This window comes from Bradyrhizobium niftali (assembly GCF_004571025.1).
Classification (GTDB): domain Bacteria; phylum Pseudomonadota; class Alphaproteobacteria; order Rhizobiales; family Xanthobacteraceae; genus Bradyrhizobium; species Bradyrhizobium niftali.
The window spans coordinates 56,781-72,633 of the sequence record NZ_SPQT01000035.1 but is presented as its reverse complement, the minus strand read 5'-3'; the positions used below and the strand labels follow the sequence as shown (position 1 = coordinate 72,633).

11 protein-coding genes are annotated in these 15,853 nt (G+C 65.9%); 7 read left to right on the top strand and 4 right to left on the bottom strand.

What is annotated here, in order from left to right; all coding sequences use genetic code 11:
• Positions 1-63 precede the first annotated feature (63 nt).
• From E4K65_RS39955 to E4K65_RS39940, 3 genes are all read right to left on the bottom strand, one after another.
• Positions 64-2,085, bottom strand: coding sequence for a YgiQ family radical SAM protein (locus E4K65_RS39955; RefSeq protein WP_135178770.1), 2,022 nt, complete (start codon positions 2,083-2,085; stop codon positions 64-66).
• Positions 2,086-2,565: 480 nt separating this feature from the next.
• Positions 2,566-3,246 carry a GntR family transcriptional regulator gene (locus E4K65_RS39945; protein WP_135178769.1) on the bottom strand — a complete coding sequence of 227 codons (681 nt, stop codon included), beginning with the start codon at positions 3,244-3,246 and terminating at the stop codon, positions 2,566-2,568.
• Between the two features lie 7 nt (positions 3,247-3,253).
• Positions 3,254-4,666 (bottom strand): FAD-binding oxidoreductase, encoded by a 1,413-nt coding sequence (locus E4K65_RS39940; protein ID WP_135178768.1) that lies wholly within the window; start codon positions 4,664-4,666, stop codon positions 3,254-3,256.
• Positions 4,667-4,841: 175 nt separating this feature from the next.
• On the opposite strand from E4K65_RS39940, the gene E4K65_RS39935 reads away from it, so the two are divergent.
• From E4K65_RS39935 to E4K65_RS39925, 3 genes are all read left to right on the top strand, one after another.
• The gene (locus E4K65_RS39935; protein ID WP_167771532.1) at positions 4,842-5,726 is read left to right on the top strand and encodes a dihydrodipicolinate synthase family protein; all 885 of its coding nucleotides are present in this window, start codon (positions 4,842-4,844) and stop codon (positions 5,724-5,726) included.
• 285 nt (positions 5,727-6,011) lie between these two features.
• Positions 6,012-8,270 carry a TonB-dependent siderophore receptor gene (locus E4K65_RS39930; protein ID WP_235885930.1) on the top strand — a complete coding sequence of 753 codons (2,259 nt, stop codon included), beginning with the start codon at positions 6,012-6,014 and terminating at the stop codon, positions 8,268-8,270.
• Between the two features lie 63 nt (positions 8,271-8,333).
• Positions 8,334-9,527 (top strand): PepSY-associated TM helix domain-containing protein, encoded by a 1,194-nt coding sequence (locus tag E4K65_RS39925; protein ID WP_135178765.1) that lies wholly within the window; start codon positions 8,334-8,336, stop codon positions 9,525-9,527.
• A gap of 52 nt (positions 9,528-9,579) precedes the next feature.
• On the opposite strand, the gene E4K65_RS39920 is transcribed toward E4K65_RS39925, so the two are convergent.
• Positions 9,580-10,197 (bottom strand): hypothetical protein, encoded by a 618-nt coding sequence (locus tag E4K65_RS39920; protein ID WP_135178764.1) that lies wholly within the window; start codon positions 10,195-10,197, stop codon positions 9,580-9,582.
• Positions 10,198-10,434: 237 nt separating this feature from the next.
• On the opposite strand from E4K65_RS39920, the gene E4K65_RS39915 reads away from it, so the two are divergent.
• The 4 genes from E4K65_RS39915 to E4K65_RS39900 all read left to right on the top strand — a co-directional run bounded on the left by E4K65_RS39915 (position 10,435) and on the right by E4K65_RS39900 (position 15,809).
• On the top strand, positions 10,435-11,667 hold the full coding sequence (locus E4K65_RS39915) for a rhodanese-like domain-containing protein (protein WP_135178763.1): 1,233 nt from the start codon (positions 10,435-10,437) through the stop codon (positions 11,665-11,667).
• A 310-nt stretch (positions 11,668-11,977) separates the two neighbouring features.
• Entirely contained in the window at positions 11,978-13,222 is a 1,245-nt protein-coding gene (serA, locus tag E4K65_RS39910) for a phosphoglycerate dehydrogenase (RefSeq protein WP_135178762.1), read from the top strand.
• A 109-nt stretch (positions 13,223-13,331) separates the two neighbouring features.
• Positions 13,332-14,351: a patatin-like phospholipase family protein gene (locus tag E4K65_RS39905; RefSeq protein WP_135178761.1), complete on the top strand. Its 1,020-nt coding sequence runs from the start codon at positions 13,332-13,334 to the stop codon at positions 14,349-14,351.
• 3 nt (positions 14,352-14,354) lie between these two features.
• Complete coding sequence (locus tag E4K65_RS39900) at positions 14,355-15,809, top strand: GntP family permease (protein ID WP_135178760.1); 1,455 nt, start codon at positions 14,355-14,357, stop codon at positions 15,807-15,809.
• Positions 15,810-15,853: the final 44 nt, after the last annotated feature.

Below are 15,853 nucleotides of genomic sequence, written 5' to 3'. Positions count from 1 at the left end.
CGAGATTTTTGTTTTGGGGGCACGCAAGCGTCAGGCCGAAACCTGATCGCATTCCGACTGCCGCTACTTCATCACCCGCAGACCCTTGGTCGTGAACCGCTGCGTCTTGCCGCCGGGGCGCACCGGGCGCCGCGTGCCGGCGGCCTTGCCGGTGCCGGGTGGCTGGTGCGCAGGCACGAGCTGGTCGGGACGCGAGCCGATCAGGTCGGCGCGGCCCATCGCCTTCAGCGCTTCGCGCAGCACCGGCCAGTTGTCGGGGTCGTGATAGCGCAGGAACGCCTTGTGCAGGCGGCGCTGGCGCAGGCCCTTGATCGCCTCGACCTTGTCGCTGCCGCCGTGGCGCACGCCGCGCAGCGGATTGACGCCGGTGTGGTACATCGCCGTTGCAGTCGCCATCGGCGAGGGCAGGAAGGTCTGCACCTGGTCGGCGCGGTAGCGGTTCTTCTTGAGCCAGAGCGCGAGGTTCATCATGTCCTCGTCGGTCGTGCCCGGATGCGCCGCGATGAAGTATGGGATCAGGTAATATTTCTTGCCGGCCTGCTCGGCGGCGGCATCGAACATCCGCTTGAACTGGTTGTAGGCGCCGATGCCCGGCTTCATCATCTTGTCGAGCGGGCCGCGCTCGGTATGTTCAGGCGCGATCTTCAGGTAACCGCCGACGTGATGGGTGACGAGCTCCTTGATGTATTCCGGGCTCTCCACCGCGAGGTCGTAGCGCACGCCGGAGGCGACCATCACCTTCTTGATGCCCTTGGTCTCGCGCACCTTGCGATAGAGCCGGATCAGATCGTCATGCGAGGTGTTGAGGTTCGGGCAAATCTCCGGGAAGACGCAGGACGGCCGCCGGCACGCGGCCTCGACCTTGGGGTCCTTGCACGCCATCCGGTACATGTTGGCGGTCGGGCCGCCGATGTCGGAGATCACGCCGGTGAAGCCCGGCGTCTTGTCGCGGATCTTCTCGATCTCGCGCAGGATCGAGCCTTCCGAGCGGTTCTGGATGATGCGGCCCTCATGCTCGGTGATCGAGCAGAAGGTGCAGCCGCCGAAGCAGCCGCGCATGATCGTCACCGAGAACTTGATCATGTCCCACGCCGGGATCTTGGCATCGCCGTAGGACGGATGCGGGGCGCGCGCATAGGGCAGGTCGTAGACCGCGTCCATCTCGTCGCTGGTCAGCGGGATCGGCGGCGGGTTGAGCCAGAGATCGCGATCACCGTGACGCTGCACCAGCGGCCGCGCATTGCCGGGATTGCTCTCCCGGTGCAGCACGCGTGACGCGCGCGCATAGGCCTCGCGGTCCTGCTCGACCTGCTCGAGCGCCGGCAGACGGATGACGGTGGCGCCCTTCTGGCGTGTTGCGCCCTCATCGGCGGAATCGAGATCGTCGGCGTGCAGTTCGCTGTAATCTTCGGGCACGCGACGGAACAGCGCGACGCCCCTGATATCGCTAAGCTCGCGCGGCGCTTCGCCAGCGGCAAGACGGTTGGCCACCTCGACGACGGCGCGCTCGGCATTGCCGTAGAGCAGCAGGTCTGCCTTGGCGTCGGCCAGCACCGAGCGGCGCACCTTGTCGGACCAGTAGTCGTAATGCGCGATCCGGCGCAGCGAGGCCTCGATGCCGCCGAGTACGACCGGCACGTCCTTGAACGCCTCGCGGCAGCGCTGGGCGTAGACGATGGTGCAGCGGTCCGGCCGCTTGCCGCCTTCGCCGCCCGCCGTATAGGCGTCGTCATGGCGCAGGCGGCGGTCCGCGGTGTAACGGTTCACCATGGAGTCCATGTTGCCGCCGGTGACGCCGAAAAAAACCTTTGGCTTGCCTAACGCCTTGAACGGCTCGGCCGAGTGCCAGTCCGGCTGCGCGATGATGCCGACCCGAAAACCCTGCGCCTCCAGCAGCCGGCCGATGATCGCCATGCCGAAGCTGGGATGGTCGACATAGGCGTCCCCGGTCACCAGCACGATGTCGCAGGCATCCCAGCCGAGCGCGTCCATCTCGGTGCGGCTCATCGGCAGGAACGGCGCCGGCTTGCGCGGGCGGGCCCGGGCCATCAGGGGCTTTTCGGCAGTGATGATCTGGATGTCCATGGGGCCTACGCATAGGACTCCGGAGGCGCGAATACAACCGATCGATGGGCCGTCTTCGCCGATTCCGGTTCCCGCGTGGCGCGCAATTCGGCAGCGCCAATCGCGCGCGGGGCTACAGACTGTGGCACGGTCCACATACGGGCCGACGGCTCAGCGTTGTGGTTCATTTGCGGGAACCAACCGCCCTTCGCGAGCATTCTGACCCAGGCACCGGCGCGAGCTCTGCTCGCGCGCGCCTCGGACCATCCCGGCGCCAGTGCCCGCAACCGGATTTTGCCTTGCTGCTCGCTTCGGGGTGATGGGGGACTTGTGAGTACGGTCATAGAGAACTTGCTGGCGCGGAAGCAGAAGCTCGTAGAGGAACTCGAGATGGCGCAAACCGTGGAGGACCGCGACAGGATCGAGCATCAGCTCGAGCAGATCAACACCGCGCTGGATTTCCTGGACAGGCCGGGTCCGGAGGATGGGCGATAGAATCGCTCAATCCACTTTCAGCGCCTCGACTTTCAAGGCCTTGGCGTAGACCACGCCCGAATTGGTGATGTGCGTGGTCATCAGCGCTTCGAACGCCGCAAACTCGCCGCGCGCGAACAGATCCAGCAGCTTGCGGTGCTCGTCGAAGGACGAGCGGGTCCGCACGTCGATCGGCGAGGTCAGGTTGGTGCGGAGCGCCGCGACGCGGCCGGAGACGAGCTGGTAGGATTCGACGAGGTAGCGGTTGCCGCAATGGGCGAACAGCGCCTCGTGTAAAGCGGCATCGGCGCGGCCATAGGCGATGTTGTCGCGTGCCGCAATCGCCGGCTCCATCGCCGCGATCGCGGCGCTCATCGTCGCGACGGCGCCGTCGCGATCGTGACGGAAGGCGAGTTCGGCGGCCTTGGGCTCGAGCGCGATCCTGAAGGTGCAGAGCGCAGCGATGTCCTCGTCGCTCGGGGTGAAGACAAAACTGCCGACCTGCGGGCGGATCACCACGAGCCCCTGCGCCTGCAACTGGCCCATTGCCTCGCGCACCGGCGTCCGGCTGACGCCGAAGGAATTCGCCACCATCTCCTCGGAGATCGCGGCGCCGAGCGCGAACTCGCCGTCGATGATCGCCTGCCGCAGCCGCTGCATCACCCGCTGCGACAGCGATTTGGGCGTATCGAGCTTGAGTGATCGCATTGCTCTCTCAGATCACCTTGCCGGGATTGAGCAGATGATCGGGATCGAGCGCGGCCTTTAGCGTCCGCATCAGCGCGATCTCGGCCTCGCTCCTGGCATGGCCCAGCCACTGCTTCTTCAGCGTGCCGATGCCGTGCTCGGCGGAGACGCTGCCGCCCATCTCGCGCACGAGACCGTAGATGATCGTGTCCATCTCTTCCTTTGGCTGCTGCGCCACCGTGAGGCCCGTGACCCAGGACACGAGGTGCAGATTGCCGTCGCCGATATGGCCGTAATAGACGCTCTCGCAGCTCTTGATGCCGTCGGCGAGCGCGGCCTTGCAGCGCGTGACGAACTCGTCCATCCGCGCCACGGCGAGGCCGATATCGTAGGAGATGTGCGGGCCCAGCACCTGGCCGAACTCGGCGCAGATGTCGCGCACCCGCCAGAAGGCTTGCGTCTGCGCCAGCGATTGCGCCACCGCGGCATCGGCCAGCAGCCCGCGCTCCATCAGCTCTTCGAGCCAGGCCTGGAAGCGCGGCGCATCCAGGCTCTCGTCGGTGCCCTGCGCCTCCACCAGCACGTAGAGGCCGTGGCCTGCGGCGACCGGCGGTTTCACGCCGGCGCGCGTCGTGATCACGTCCCAGTAATCCGGCCACATCACCTCGAACGCCGACAGCAGCGGGCCGAGCCCGCTGCGCGCGGCATCGAGCAATGCGATCACCGCGGCATAGTCCTTCAAGGCGCACAGCGCGGCCATGGTCGAGCGCGGCTTCGGGAACAGTTTTAGCACCACGCGGGTGATGATGCCGAGCGTGCCTTCCGAGCCGATGAAGAGATGCTTCAGGTCGTAGCCCGCATTGTTCTTCATCAGCTTGTTGAGATTGGTGATGATGGTGCCATCCGGCAGCACCACTTCGAGACCGAGCACCAGCTCGCGCGTCATGCCGTAGCGGATCACGCGATTGCCGCCGGCATTGGTGGAGAGATTGCCGCCGATCGCGCAGGAGCCGCGCGAGCCGAGGTCGAGCGGAAAGAAGAAGCCGGCCTCGTCCGCGGCCTTCTGGATCGTCTCCAGCGGCGTGCCCGCCTTCACCGTCATCGTCGCGGACGCGCGATCGATCTCCTCGATGCCGGTCATGCGCTCCAGCGAGATCGCGACCCAGCCTGCTTCAGGCGAGGCGCCGCGGCACAGCCCGGTCAGTCCGCCCTGCGGCACGAACGGCAGATCCGCCTGCCGGCAGGTGGCAATCGTTTCCGCAACGCCCTGCGCATCGAGCGGACGGATCACCGCACGCGGCGTTTGCGGCAGGCTCGCGCTCCAGTCGTTGAAATTCCGCGCCGGCACATCAGTGCCGATCAGCACGGCGGCGCCGCCGAGCTTGTCGCGCAAGGCGGCGAGCAATTGGTCGGGACGCTCCACGGGAGTCACCATGTCCATGCAAGACCTCCTCAAAATCCGGCCGCGTCTGTCGCGCGTCTGCTGCGATGGGATTTGCGTCCGTCTTGTATGTAAGGTACAAGGTGAAAAGTAAAGCAAAAACGAGGCTCCGCTAGGCGCAGAAGATCGTTAGGGATCAGTGGCTTAGTCCGGGACCGCAGCAAAGGGTGGTGTGATGACGGAGGCGATTCGCGGGTTCTGGGTGGCGTCGGCGACGCCGCTGGCGACCGATGGCGGTGTGGATCACGGCCGGCTCGCCGCCCACGCCAAGCAGCTCTTCAGCAAAGGCGTCGACGGCGTCGTGCTGTTCGGCACCACCGGCGAAGGCACCTCCTTCAACGTCGCCGAACGCGTCGCGACCATCGAGGCCATGCTCAAGGCCGGTGTCGCGCCGGAACGCATCGGAATCGGCGGCGGCTTCCCCGCCATCAGCGACAGCATCGCGTTGACGCGCGCCGTGCTCGGCCTCGGCCTGCGCCATGTGCTGCTGTTGCCGCCTTACTTCGACCGCAGCGTCACGCCCGAGGGTATCGAGGACGCCTTCGCCGCGATCATCGACGGCGTTGCCGACGATCGCCTGCGTGCCTATCTCTATCACATCCCGCAGATCTCAGGCGTTGCGATCCCGACCACGGTCGCCGCGAGCCTGCGCAAGCGTTACGGCAAGGTGGTTGCGGGCCTGAAAGACTCCAGCGGCGACTTCAAGCAGTTCGAGGCGTTCCGCGCGGCCAGCCCCGAGCTCGCGATCACCGTTGGCAACGAAGCCGACATCGCCCGCGCCATCGCCGTCGGCGGTGCCGGCACCATCTGCGGTATGGCCAACATCGCGCCGGAGCTGGTCAAGGCGATGATCGGCGGCAAGGATGTCGAGGCACGCATGCAAGCGGCGATCGACATCGTGGTGAAGACGCCATCCTTCCTCGCAACGCTGAAGGCCATTCTCGCCGCGCAGACCGGCGATGCAGCGTGGCTGCGGGTGCGCCCGCCGCTGCGGGCCTTGTCCGACGGCACCGCGCTCAAGCGGAAGCTCGACGAGCTGACGAGCCCTGCCATCGCATGAAATCCCGCAATGTCGCGACAAGCCGCCGCGAATTTCGCGCGCAGCGTGTCGCGATCGGCGCGAGAACAATCCATGATTGCTGGTTCGCGTTGATCTGCGCTTAGAACCATTCAACACTAGAGCGATTCAATTCCGCCTACGGTTCTCTTCACCCGCAACGGCTGTTAGACGCGCCAGCTGCAATGCCGTGTCTGACTTGGAAGTGAATCGAAAGTGCGTGCTCATCTGGATGACCGCGTCAGCGGTCATCGAATTCGTGCCGGCGGGAGTCGTGCAGGTCTTCTCATGGGAGCAGCGGTGCTGCTCGCCGAATGCCCCTCCAACACGACGTCTGCGCAGGCGCAATCGGCGCTGCCAGCGGTGACGGTGGAAGCGCCGGCGCAGCGGCCGAAACCGGCGCGCGCATCGGAGCGGTCCTCACGCCGCACCCAGGCCGCCGCGCGCCAGCGCAATCGCAATGCCGCGCCGGCAGCGTCGACGCCATCGGAGCGCGCGGCCGCGGAGGCCGCCGCGCAGCAAGCCGCCAAGCTCGGCTACCGTGCGATGCCGAGCGCGACCACGCTGCGTTCGGGCGCATCGCCGCTCGACACCTCGCAGACCGTCAACGTCGTGCCTGCCCAGGTCCTGAAGGACCAGTTGCCGCGCAACATCGACGATGCGCTGGTCAACATCAGCGGGATCACCCAGACCAACACGCTCGCCGGCACCCAGGACGCCGTGATCTGCCGCGGCTTCGGCGACAACCGCGACGGCTCGATCATGCGCAACGGCATGCCGCTGGTGCAGGGCCGCAGCCTGAACGCCGCGGTCGAGAGCGTCGAGGTGCTGAAGGGACCGGCCTCGCTGCTCTATGGCATCATGGATCCCGGCGGCATCGTCAACACCATCAGCAAACGTCCGGAGCTCTACCAGCACGGCTCGGTCACGCTGCTCGGCTCGACCTATGCGAACAATCGCAGCGGTGCTGACGGCACGCTCGACATCACCGGTCCGATCGGCGACGGCGGTCTCGCCTATCGCTTCATCGGCTACGGCGTCAGCGAGGACTATTGGCGCAATTTCGGTCGCCACCGGGAAATGCTGGTGAACCCGTCGCTGGCCTGGTACGGCGACACCACGACGGTCCAGCTCACCTATGAGCACCGTGAGTTCATCTCCCCGTTCGACCGCGGCACCGCTTTCGTCAGCGGCGCTCCGCTGGCGATCCCGAAGACGCGCCGGCTCGACGAGCCCTTCAACAACATGTGGGGCACCTCCGACCTCGTGCAGGGCTCGGTCGAGCAGAAGCTCGACGACAATTGGAAGGTCACGGCGGCCTACAGCTACAACACCGAGACCTACAGCGCCAATCAGCTTCGCATCACCAACGTCAACGCCAAGACCGGCGTCGAGACCCGTAGCAACGACGGCACCCAGAACTCGCTGAGCAACGCCAGTTACGGCACCTCCTATCTGCAGGGTGACGTCTGGGTCGGCGGTTTTCGCAACGAGATCCTGTTCGGCGGCGAGGCGCTGTATCGCACGATCGACCGCCGCGACCTGATTCGCCAGGCGACCCCAAGCTTCAATTTCTACAATCCGGTCTACGGGCTGGTCGCGCCGGGCACGACCCTTTCTGCCGTCGATAGCGAGCAGACCGACAAGCTAGGCACCCGCGGCTTCTTTGCCCAGGACACGTTCCATCTGACCAACTCGCTGTCCGTGGTCGGCGGCGTGCGCTGGATGGAATACGAGCAGCTCGCCGGAAAAGGCCGGCCCTTGTTCGTCACGAATACCAACCTGGCTGGCGACAAGGTGCTGCCGCTCGGCGGCGTCATCTTCAAGCTGAACGATCAGCTCTCGTATTACGTGAGCTATACGCAGTCGCTGAAGCCGACCTCGACGATCGCGCTTTTCTCCGGTGCTCCCACTGGCTTCGTCGTCGACTCCACCATTGCGCCCGAAGAGGGAACCCAGTGGGAGACCGGCGTCAAATTCGACGTCAACAAGCGGCTGTCCGGCACCTTGGCGATCTACGACATCGAGAAGAAGAACGTGCTGGTCCGCGACGATCTTGGCAACAACGTCATCGCGATACGGACGTCCGCGAAGGCGCGGTCGCGCGGCGTGGAATTGGACGTGACGGGCAAGCTGACCGACGATTGGAGCATGATCGGGAGCTATGGCTATACCGACGCTCGCCTGGAGGGCGATCCCGTCAACGGCGACGCCAAGCTGTTGAACGCCGCGATGAACACGGCTTCGCTCTATCTTGTCTATGACTTCGGCGACCGGTTGCCCGGACGTCTCCGGCTCGGCGGCGGTGCGCACTATGTCGGCGACCGGCCGGGCGACTCCGCCAATACGTTCTTCCTGCCAGCTTATACGGTTGCAGACGTCTTCGCGACCTACGACACGAAGGTCGACAACCTGCCCGTGACCTATCAGTTCAACATCAAGAACCTGTTCGACAAGCTCTACTATACGTCCAGCACCGGGAACGCCTTGAACGTCGCGATCGGCGATGCCCGGCGCTTCTCGCTGTCGGCGACGGTGAAGTTCTAGCGATGGGCACGCCGCGCACAGACACGGGTTTGCTGGTCGTGTCGGCCAGGAAGGCCAGTATCGATGCGTGAGCGGGGGCGCGCGATCAAGGCCGTTCTGCACGAGGTCCATTCCATCGCGGGCCTCGGGCTCGCGCTGCTGCTGACCCTGATCGCGCTGACCGGCGCGATCATGAGCTTTGAGGATGAGATCGTCGATCATCTCAACGCCGGCATCATGCAGGTTGCGCCACGCTCCGCGCCGGCGCTGATGCCGGACGAACTGATCGCGCGGCTGAGAGCGGGGCAGGATTTCGGCAAGGTCTCGGCCGTCACACTATCGAGCGATCCGGCCGGGGCCGTGCGTGTCCGCTTCGGCCGCGACGAGCAGGGTGGGCGGCCGGCTTCACTCTATGTCGACCCCTATGACGCGCGCGTGCTGGGCTCGCCGCGCGGCGAAGAGTTTTTCGCGACCGTTCGCAGGTTGCATCGCTGGCTGCTCATCCCCGGCGACGCCAAGGGCTGGGGGCGCCAGATCACCGGTGTCGCCGCGCTCGGCCTGATCGTCATGCTGGTCTCGGGCCTCGTGCTGCGCTGGCCACGCCGTGCCGGCAGCGTGAAGATGTGGCTGAAGCCGAATCTCGGGCTCAGCGGCCGCGGGCTGCACCGGTCGCTGCATGCCGTCATCGGCACTTGGGTCCTGCCCGTCTATCTGGTGATGACGCTCACCGGGCTCTGGTACTCGTTTGATTGGTACAAGGACGGCGTCGTCTGGCTGCTGTCGCGCCCGGAAGTCGTCGCCGCGAAAATGCAGCCCAAGATGTCCGCAAAGGCGCCGCGCGTGGCGGCCGCTTCCGAGCCGGCCGTGCCGATCGGATTCGACCGTGCCTGGGCGACGTTCCGGCGCGAGGAGGGTGACCGCTTCGCCAGGGCCTTGCTGACGCTGCCGGCCGGCCCCGGCACGGCGATCCGGATCCGGTCGTGGGGGAAGGACTCCACGCTCGATACTACGCGCGACGAATTCCGCGTCGATGCCGTCACCGGTCAACTGGTCTCGGCGGAGCGTTACGCCGACAAGACGTTCGGCGAGAAGATCATCGCCAACGTGCTCGACATCCATCGCGGCGCGGTCCTCGGCTGGCCCGGCAAGCTCGCGTTCATGATTGCCGCAGCCCTGATGCCGCTGTTCTCGGTCACCGGCATCCTGCTCTACCTGTCGCGCCGCAAGCTGCGGCGCCCCGCGCAACCGCCGCTCGGGCGCCTCGTTCCGGGCGAGTGATCCGACAAGCCGCTGGTCGAATCCGCCTGGATCGAGTCACGAGATCGACACGTCACTTCGGCTGCATGTGCCGTTCATCAATGATGACGTCGTTGTTGACGGCGTAGACAAAGCAGCCGCCATCCCTGCCATTTCGCGTGGGATCGCTGTTGCATTTTGCCAGTGCGGAGGCCTGGGCATCGTTCAAGCTCGCATCGCCCGCCGAGATGAACAGCTTCCCCCAGGGGTGGATGGCCATCGCTTTCGGCTCCATGGCCTTATCGTAGTTCTGCACGTCGGGGCGCTGTCGCGTCACCCGCCGGATGATCGGAATCTGGGACAGGTCATACTTGCCCGCATAATGCAGACGCGGCATGTCCCGCGCTGTCAGTTCGCCTTCCGCGACGATCTCCTCGTTCACCGCCAGCAGGGCGCACGGCTTGCCATAGCGCAACTGGCACGCTTCCAGTGAGCGCTCACCGGTGGCCGATGCGTCCTCGTGCTCACAGGACCGAAAATAGCTCGCGCTGATGAGCTCCACGGCCTGCCCCTTGTTGGGCTTGCAGGCGACGTAGTCCTTGATCAGCGTGTCGCGGACAAAGCCGAACACGGTCGGCGTCGTCGCAGCTACGATCGACGCCATCGCCCGCTCGAATTGGGACTTGCGCTCCGCATTGGTCAGCGCGGCCATGGCCGCACCCGGAAGCACCAGAAACACCACCAGGAATTTTATGGTTCGCATGCTGCCCCTCCCCCCACGCACGAATCGGAACTTTACCCGCCCCGCGCGGGCGGACAACATGCTTCTTTTCAGCGGCTCCACGGGATTGCACGCCGCAGAGCGGGAGGGCATGCCCCCGTCGGGCTGGTCAAGCGGTCCGCAATCGGCCAAAAGCGCCCTGTTCAAACTTCGAAGGCTGCATGTCCGATGACGATCCCGACCGTCACCCCCGCCGATATCCGCCGCGCGCTGCTGCTGCGCGAGGAGATCGCGCTGCTCGATCTCAGATACGAGGCCGCGTTCGCCACCGGCCATCCCTTGTTCGCTGCCAACATGGCCGCGAACCGGATTGCGGTCGAAGCCGAGGTGAGGCTGCCGCGCAAAGACGTGCCGGTCGTGCTCTATGATGACGGTGAGGGGCTGGTCGCGGCCGGAGCAGAATGCCTGGCTGCGCTCGGCTACAGCAATGTCCGCGCGCTCGATGGCGGGCTGAAGGCCTGGCGCGACGCGGGCTATCAGGTGTTCGAGGACGTCAACTCCTATTCGAAAGCGTTCGGCGAGCTGGTCGAGGCGCGCCGGCACACGCCGTCGTTCAGCGCTGACGAAGTGGCAAAACTGATTGCGGACAAGGCCAACATCGCCATCCTCGACGTCCGCCGCTTCGACGAATATGCGACCATGAACATTCCGGGCTCGGTCAGCGTGCCCGGCGCGGAGCTGGTGCTGCGGGCAGGCCAAGCCGCGCCCGATCCCGACACCACCATCATCGTCAATTGCGCCGGGCGGACGCGCTCGATCATCGGCACCCAGTCGCTGATCAATGCCGGCGTGCCCAACAAGGTCCGCGCGCTGCGCAACGGCACCATCGGCTGGACGCTGGCACGGCATGCGCTCAACCACGGCGCCGATCGGCGCGGGGCGATCGGACCGTTCGAAGGCGGTCCAGTCAATGCCCGCGACGTCGCCTATCGCGCCGGCGTCCGCCACATCGGCGCGAGCGAGATGGCTGCGCTGCTCGCGCAGACCGATCGCACGCTCTACCGCTTCGACGTGCGCGATGCGGAGGACTATGCGGCTGGCCACCTTCCGGGCTTTCGCCACTATCCCGGCGGTCAGCTCGTCCAGGAGACCGACATGGCCGCACCGGTGCGCGGCGCGCGCATTCTGTTGACCGACGACAGGGGCGTGCGCGCCGACATGACGGCGTCCTGGCTCGCGCAGATGGGCTGGGAGGTGTACGTGCTCGAGGGCGGTTATGACGGCGCGCTGGAGGTCGGTCCGCCGCTCGTGCTGCCGAAGCCGGATCCGGCGCACCGCTACCGCCGTCCCTATGAGGGGACCGATGTCGCCGAAGGTGCGATGCAGGCCTACCTCGATTGGGAATACGGCCTCGTCGAGCAGCTGCGCCGCGATGGCACGCATGGGTTTTATGTGATTTGAGACCGTCGCGATGCTGGGAAAATCTTTCCGTCGTCCTGGACAAGCGAGCGCTTGGCAACGCGTAGCGTTGTCCAGCAGCGAGCGCTGATCCAGGACCCATTACCCCAGGATTGGGTTTGGCGAAGGCTCGCGGTTAAGCTCTCGCGCCACAACTGCTGGCGAAAGCCAGGACCGGTTACGCGGAGGCGGGAGGGCCCTGACAGCCCCTTCAATGTCGTGCTGCCATCTTGTTCCCGTATCCAAACCCTATTGTGCTGCGCCTCGTCCGCGGTTTATGAGCTGCGGCAAAGCCGCCATTCATGGAGATCCTATGCCAGCCCCAGGCCAAAGCCCTGAGCGGAGCGCGAAGGCGCTGCTGCTCGAAGGCGTCAATGACAGTGCCGTGGACCTGTTCCGGAGCGCGGGCTTCACCAATGTCGAGCGTCTGACCAAGGCGCTGGACGGCGAGGCGCTGCGCCAGGCGCTCAAGGGCGTGTCGTTGCTCGGCATCCGCTCGCGCACCCAGATTACCGACGACGTGCTGGCGGCCGCCGATCAGCTCCTTGCGGTCGGCTGCTTCAGCGTCGGCACCAACCAGGTCGATCTGCTGGCGGCGCGCAAGCGCGGTATTCCCGTCTTCAACGCGCCATTCTCCAACACGCGCAGCGTCGCCGAGCTCGTGATCGGCGAGATCGTGATGCTGCTGCGGCAGATTTTTCCACGCTCGGTCTCGGCCCATGACGGCGGATGGGACAAGTCCGCGACCGGCAGCCGCGAGGTGCGCGGCCGCACCCTCGGCATCATCGGCTACGGCAATATCGGCTCGCAGCTCTCGACCTTGGCCGAGGCAATGGGCATGCGCGTGATCTATTACGACCGCACCGACAAGCTCCGCCACGGCAACACAGAGCCGGTCGAGAAACTCGAAGAGCTGCTGGCGCAGAGCGACATCGTCAGTCTGCACGTGCCGGAGACCCCGGAGACCGCCGGCATGATCGGCGAGAAGGAACTGCGGGCGATGAAGCCGGGCTCGTTCCTGATCAACAACAGCCGCGGCACCGTGGTCGATCTCGATGCGCTGGCTCGCGCCTTACGCGACGGTCACATCGCCGGGGCCGCCATCGACGTGTTTCCGGTCGAGCCGTCCTCGAACTCCGATCGTTTCAAGAGCCCGGTGCAGGGCCTCGACAACGTCATCCTCACCCCGCATATCGGCGGCTCGACCGAAGAGGCGCAGGAGCGCATCGGCGGCGAGGTCGCCCGCAAGCTGGTCGACTATTTCATCACCGGCTCGACCATGGGCGCGGTGAATTTCCCGGAGGTGCAGCTGCATCTGCGTCCCTCCGGCGCGCGCTTCAGCCATGTCCATCGCAACGTACCGGGCATGCTGCGGCGGCTGAACGAGGTCTTCCTCCAGCGCGACATCAACATCGCCGCGCAATATCTGGAGACCGCCGGCGACCTCGGCTACGTCGTGCTCGACGCCGATCTCGCCGGTCAGGATTCGGCCACGCTGCTCCAGCAGATCCGCGCCCTCGACGGCACGGTCGGCGCAAGGCTGGTATTCGAGCACTAAATCGCCCACGTTCTGGTTGCATTCTACGGCCATGGCTCTCTAAACTGCCGCCATCTTCGGCGCGTTACAAATCGCGTCGAATTTGAGCTTCAGTTGCGTCGGTGCCGCCATGGAACGGGACGTCGTACTGATTGACCTCGCGCTGCAGGGTGGCGGTTCGCACGGCGCCTTCTCCTGGGGCGTGCTCGACCGTCTTCTGGAAGAGAGATGGCTCACGATCGCCGCGATCTCCGGAACCTCCGCAGGCGCGATGAATGCGGCGGTCCTGGCGGACGGCTGGACGGCCGGCGGCGCCGAGGGCGCACGTGATGCGCTCGAACAATACTGGCGCCGCGTCTCCAGGGCCGCAGCCTTCAGTCCGCTCCAACGCTCGCCGCTCGACCGGCTGATGGGGCGCTGGACCCTCGATACGTCGCCCTTCTACATCCTCACCGATCTGATGTCGCGCGTGTTGTCGCCCTACGACCTCAATCCAACCGGCTACAACCCGCTGCGCGCAGTGCTGGCCGAGAGCATCGATTTCGAACGCCTCGTGCGCTCGCCGATCCAGCTGTTCATCACCGCGACGCGGGTGCGCACCGGACGCGGCCGTATCTTCCGCAACGCGGAGATCACGGCGGATGTGCTGCTGGCATCCGCCTGTCTGCCGACCATGTTCCGTGCCATCGAGATCGACGGCGAGCCCTATTGGGACGGCGGCTTCGCCGGCAACCCGACAATCACGCCGCTGGTTCGCGAGAGCGATGCGCACGACACCATCCTCGTCCAGATCAATCCGACCGAGCGGCCGGAGGAACCGCGGACAGCGGCTGAAATCCTCAACCGGCTGAACGAAATCTCGTTCAACTCGCCGCTGATGAAGGAACTGCGCATGATCGCTCTGCTGCGTCAGGCGGCCGACCCAGGCAGCGGCGAGGGCGCGCGCTGGGCGAAGATGCGGACGCACCGGATCAAGAGCGACATGCTGACGAAGTTCGGCGCGTCCTCGAAACTCAACGCGGAATGGGAATTCGTCTCGATGCTGCGCGCCGAGGGCCGCATGGCCGCGGACGCGTTTCTCGCCGAGCATGGTGCCGACATCGGCCGGCAATCGACCGCTGATCTCGACGTCCTCCTGACGGAGTGCTGAGACATGGGGCTTCTCGGCCTTCTCGTCGGGCTCGGCCTGCTTGTCCTGTTTGCCTTTCGCGGCTGGAGCGTGCTTCTGCTCGCGCCGTTCGCGGCACTCGTTGCTGCCCTGTTCGGCGGCGAACCGTTGCTTGCGAACCTGACCCAGGTGTTCATGGTGAATGCGGCGGGATTCCTGGCGCAGTTCTTCCCGATCTTTCTGCTTGGCGCCGTCTTCGGCAAGTTGATGGATGACAGCGGCGCGGTGACGTCGGTCGCCGGCTTCATGGCGGAGCGCCTTGGCGAGCGGCGCGTGATCCTGGCGGTCGTTCTCGCCGGCGCGCTGGTCACCTATGGCGGCGTCAGCCTGTTCGTCGCGTTCTTCGTCATCGTTCCCATGGCCCGCTCGCTGTTTCGCGCGGCTTCGATTCCGCGTCGTTTGATCCCGGCCGCGATCGTGCTGGGAACGTCGACCTTCACGATGTCGGCCCTGCCAGGCACGCCGTCGATCCAGAATGCGATCCCGATGCCGTTCTTCGGGACGACGCCGTTCGCCGCACCAGGCCACGGCATCATTGCCTCCCTCATCATGCTCGTGACAGGATTGTGGTGGCTGCATCGCGCCGAGGCAGCAGCCCGCCGCGCCGGAGAAGGCTATGGCGACGATGCCGACGGCTTGATCGAGCAGGCCGCCGCCGACGAACTCGTGCGCGAGCGCGCAACGACCGCGCGCGAGTTCGATCCGGCTGAACTGCAACACGGTCATCGCAGCGACCGGCCTTCGCCCGTGCTGAACGCCATCGCGCCGCTGGTCGTCGTCGTCACCGTGAATCTGGTGATGTCGCTCGTGGTGCTGCCGCGGCTCGATGTCAGCTATCTCGCCGAGCAGCGTTTTGGCGAAACGTCGCTCGCGGCCGTCGCGGGCGTGTGGTCGGTCGCGGTGGCGCTGGCGGCGGCCATCGTCACGACCATCGCGCTGAACCGGGCCCGCCTGCCGGCGCTTCGCCGGACCATGGACGCGGGGGCCAATGCGTCGGTGCTGCCTGCGTTCAGCGTCGCCAGCCTCGTCGGATTCGGCGCAGTCGTCGCCTCGCTGCCGGCGTTCACGATCGTGCGCGACTGGGTGCTGGCGATCGAGGGCGGACCGCTCGTCTCGCTTGCGGTCGCGACCAACGTCCTGGCGGCGCTGACCGGTTCGGCCTCCGGCGGCCTGACCATCGCCCTCGATGCGCTCGGCCCGACTTATGTCGAACTCGCCGCACGCACCGGAATCAACCTCTCGCTGATGCATCGAGTCGCGGTGATCGGCTCGGGGACGCTTGACATCCTGCCGCACAACGGCGCGGTGGTCAGCCTGCTCGCGATCTGCGGCCTGACGCACCGTGACAGCTATTTCGACATCGTGATGGTCGGCATCGTGACGTCGCTGCTGGCGCTGGTCGCCGTGATCGCGCTGGGCAGCGCGTTAGGATCGTTTTGATCACAATGCGAACGTGAGCGATTGACGGGACGTTGAAGGTTGCA

What these genes read in the sequence shown, in the direction of transcription:
- E4K65_RS39940 (WP_135178768.1), bottom strand. Translation starts at nt 4,666, where the DNA reads ATGGACATGGTGACTCCCGTGGAGCGTCCCGACCAATTGCTCGCCGCC.
- E4K65_RS39945 (WP_135178769.1), bottom strand. Translation starts at nt 3,246, where the DNA reads ATGCGATCACTCAAGCTCGATACGCCCAAATCGCTGTCGCAGCGGGTG.
- E4K65_RS39955 (WP_135178770.1), bottom strand. Translation starts at nt 2,085, where the DNA reads ATGGACATCCAGATCATCACTGCCGAAAAGCCCCTGATGGCCCGGGCC.
- E4K65_RS39920 (WP_135178764.1), bottom strand. Translation starts at nt 10,197, where the DNA reads ATGGCCGCGCTGACCAATGCGGAGCGCAAGTCCCAATTCGAGCGGGCG.
- E4K65_RS39935 (WP_167771532.1), top strand. Translation starts at nt 4,842, where the DNA reads ATGACGGAGGCGATTCGCGGGTTCTGGGTGGCGTCGGCGACGCCGCTG.
- E4K65_RS39900 (WP_135178760.1), top strand. Translation starts at nt 14,355, where the DNA reads ATGGGGCTTCTCGGCCTTCTCGTCGGGCTCGGCCTGCTTGTCCTGTTT.
- E4K65_RS39930 (WP_235885930.1), top strand. Translation starts at nt 6,012, where the DNA reads ATGGGAGCAGCGGTGCTGCTCGCCGAATGCCCCTCCAACACGACGTCT.
- E4K65_RS39915 (WP_135178763.1), top strand. Translation starts at nt 10,435, where the DNA reads ATGACGATCCCGACCGTCACCCCCGCCGATATCCGCCGCGCGCTGCTG.
- serA (WP_135178762.1), top strand. Translation starts at nt 11,978, where the DNA reads ATGCCAGCCCCAGGCCAAAGCCCTGAGCGGAGCGCGAAGGCGCTGCTG.
- E4K65_RS39925 (WP_135178765.1), top strand. Translation starts at nt 8,334, where the DNA reads ATGCGTGAGCGGGGGCGCGCGATCAAGGCCGTTCTGCACGAGGTCCAT.
- E4K65_RS39905 (WP_135178761.1), top strand. Translation starts at nt 13,332, where the DNA reads ATGGAACGGGACGTCGTACTGATTGACCTCGCGCTGCAGGGTGGCGGT.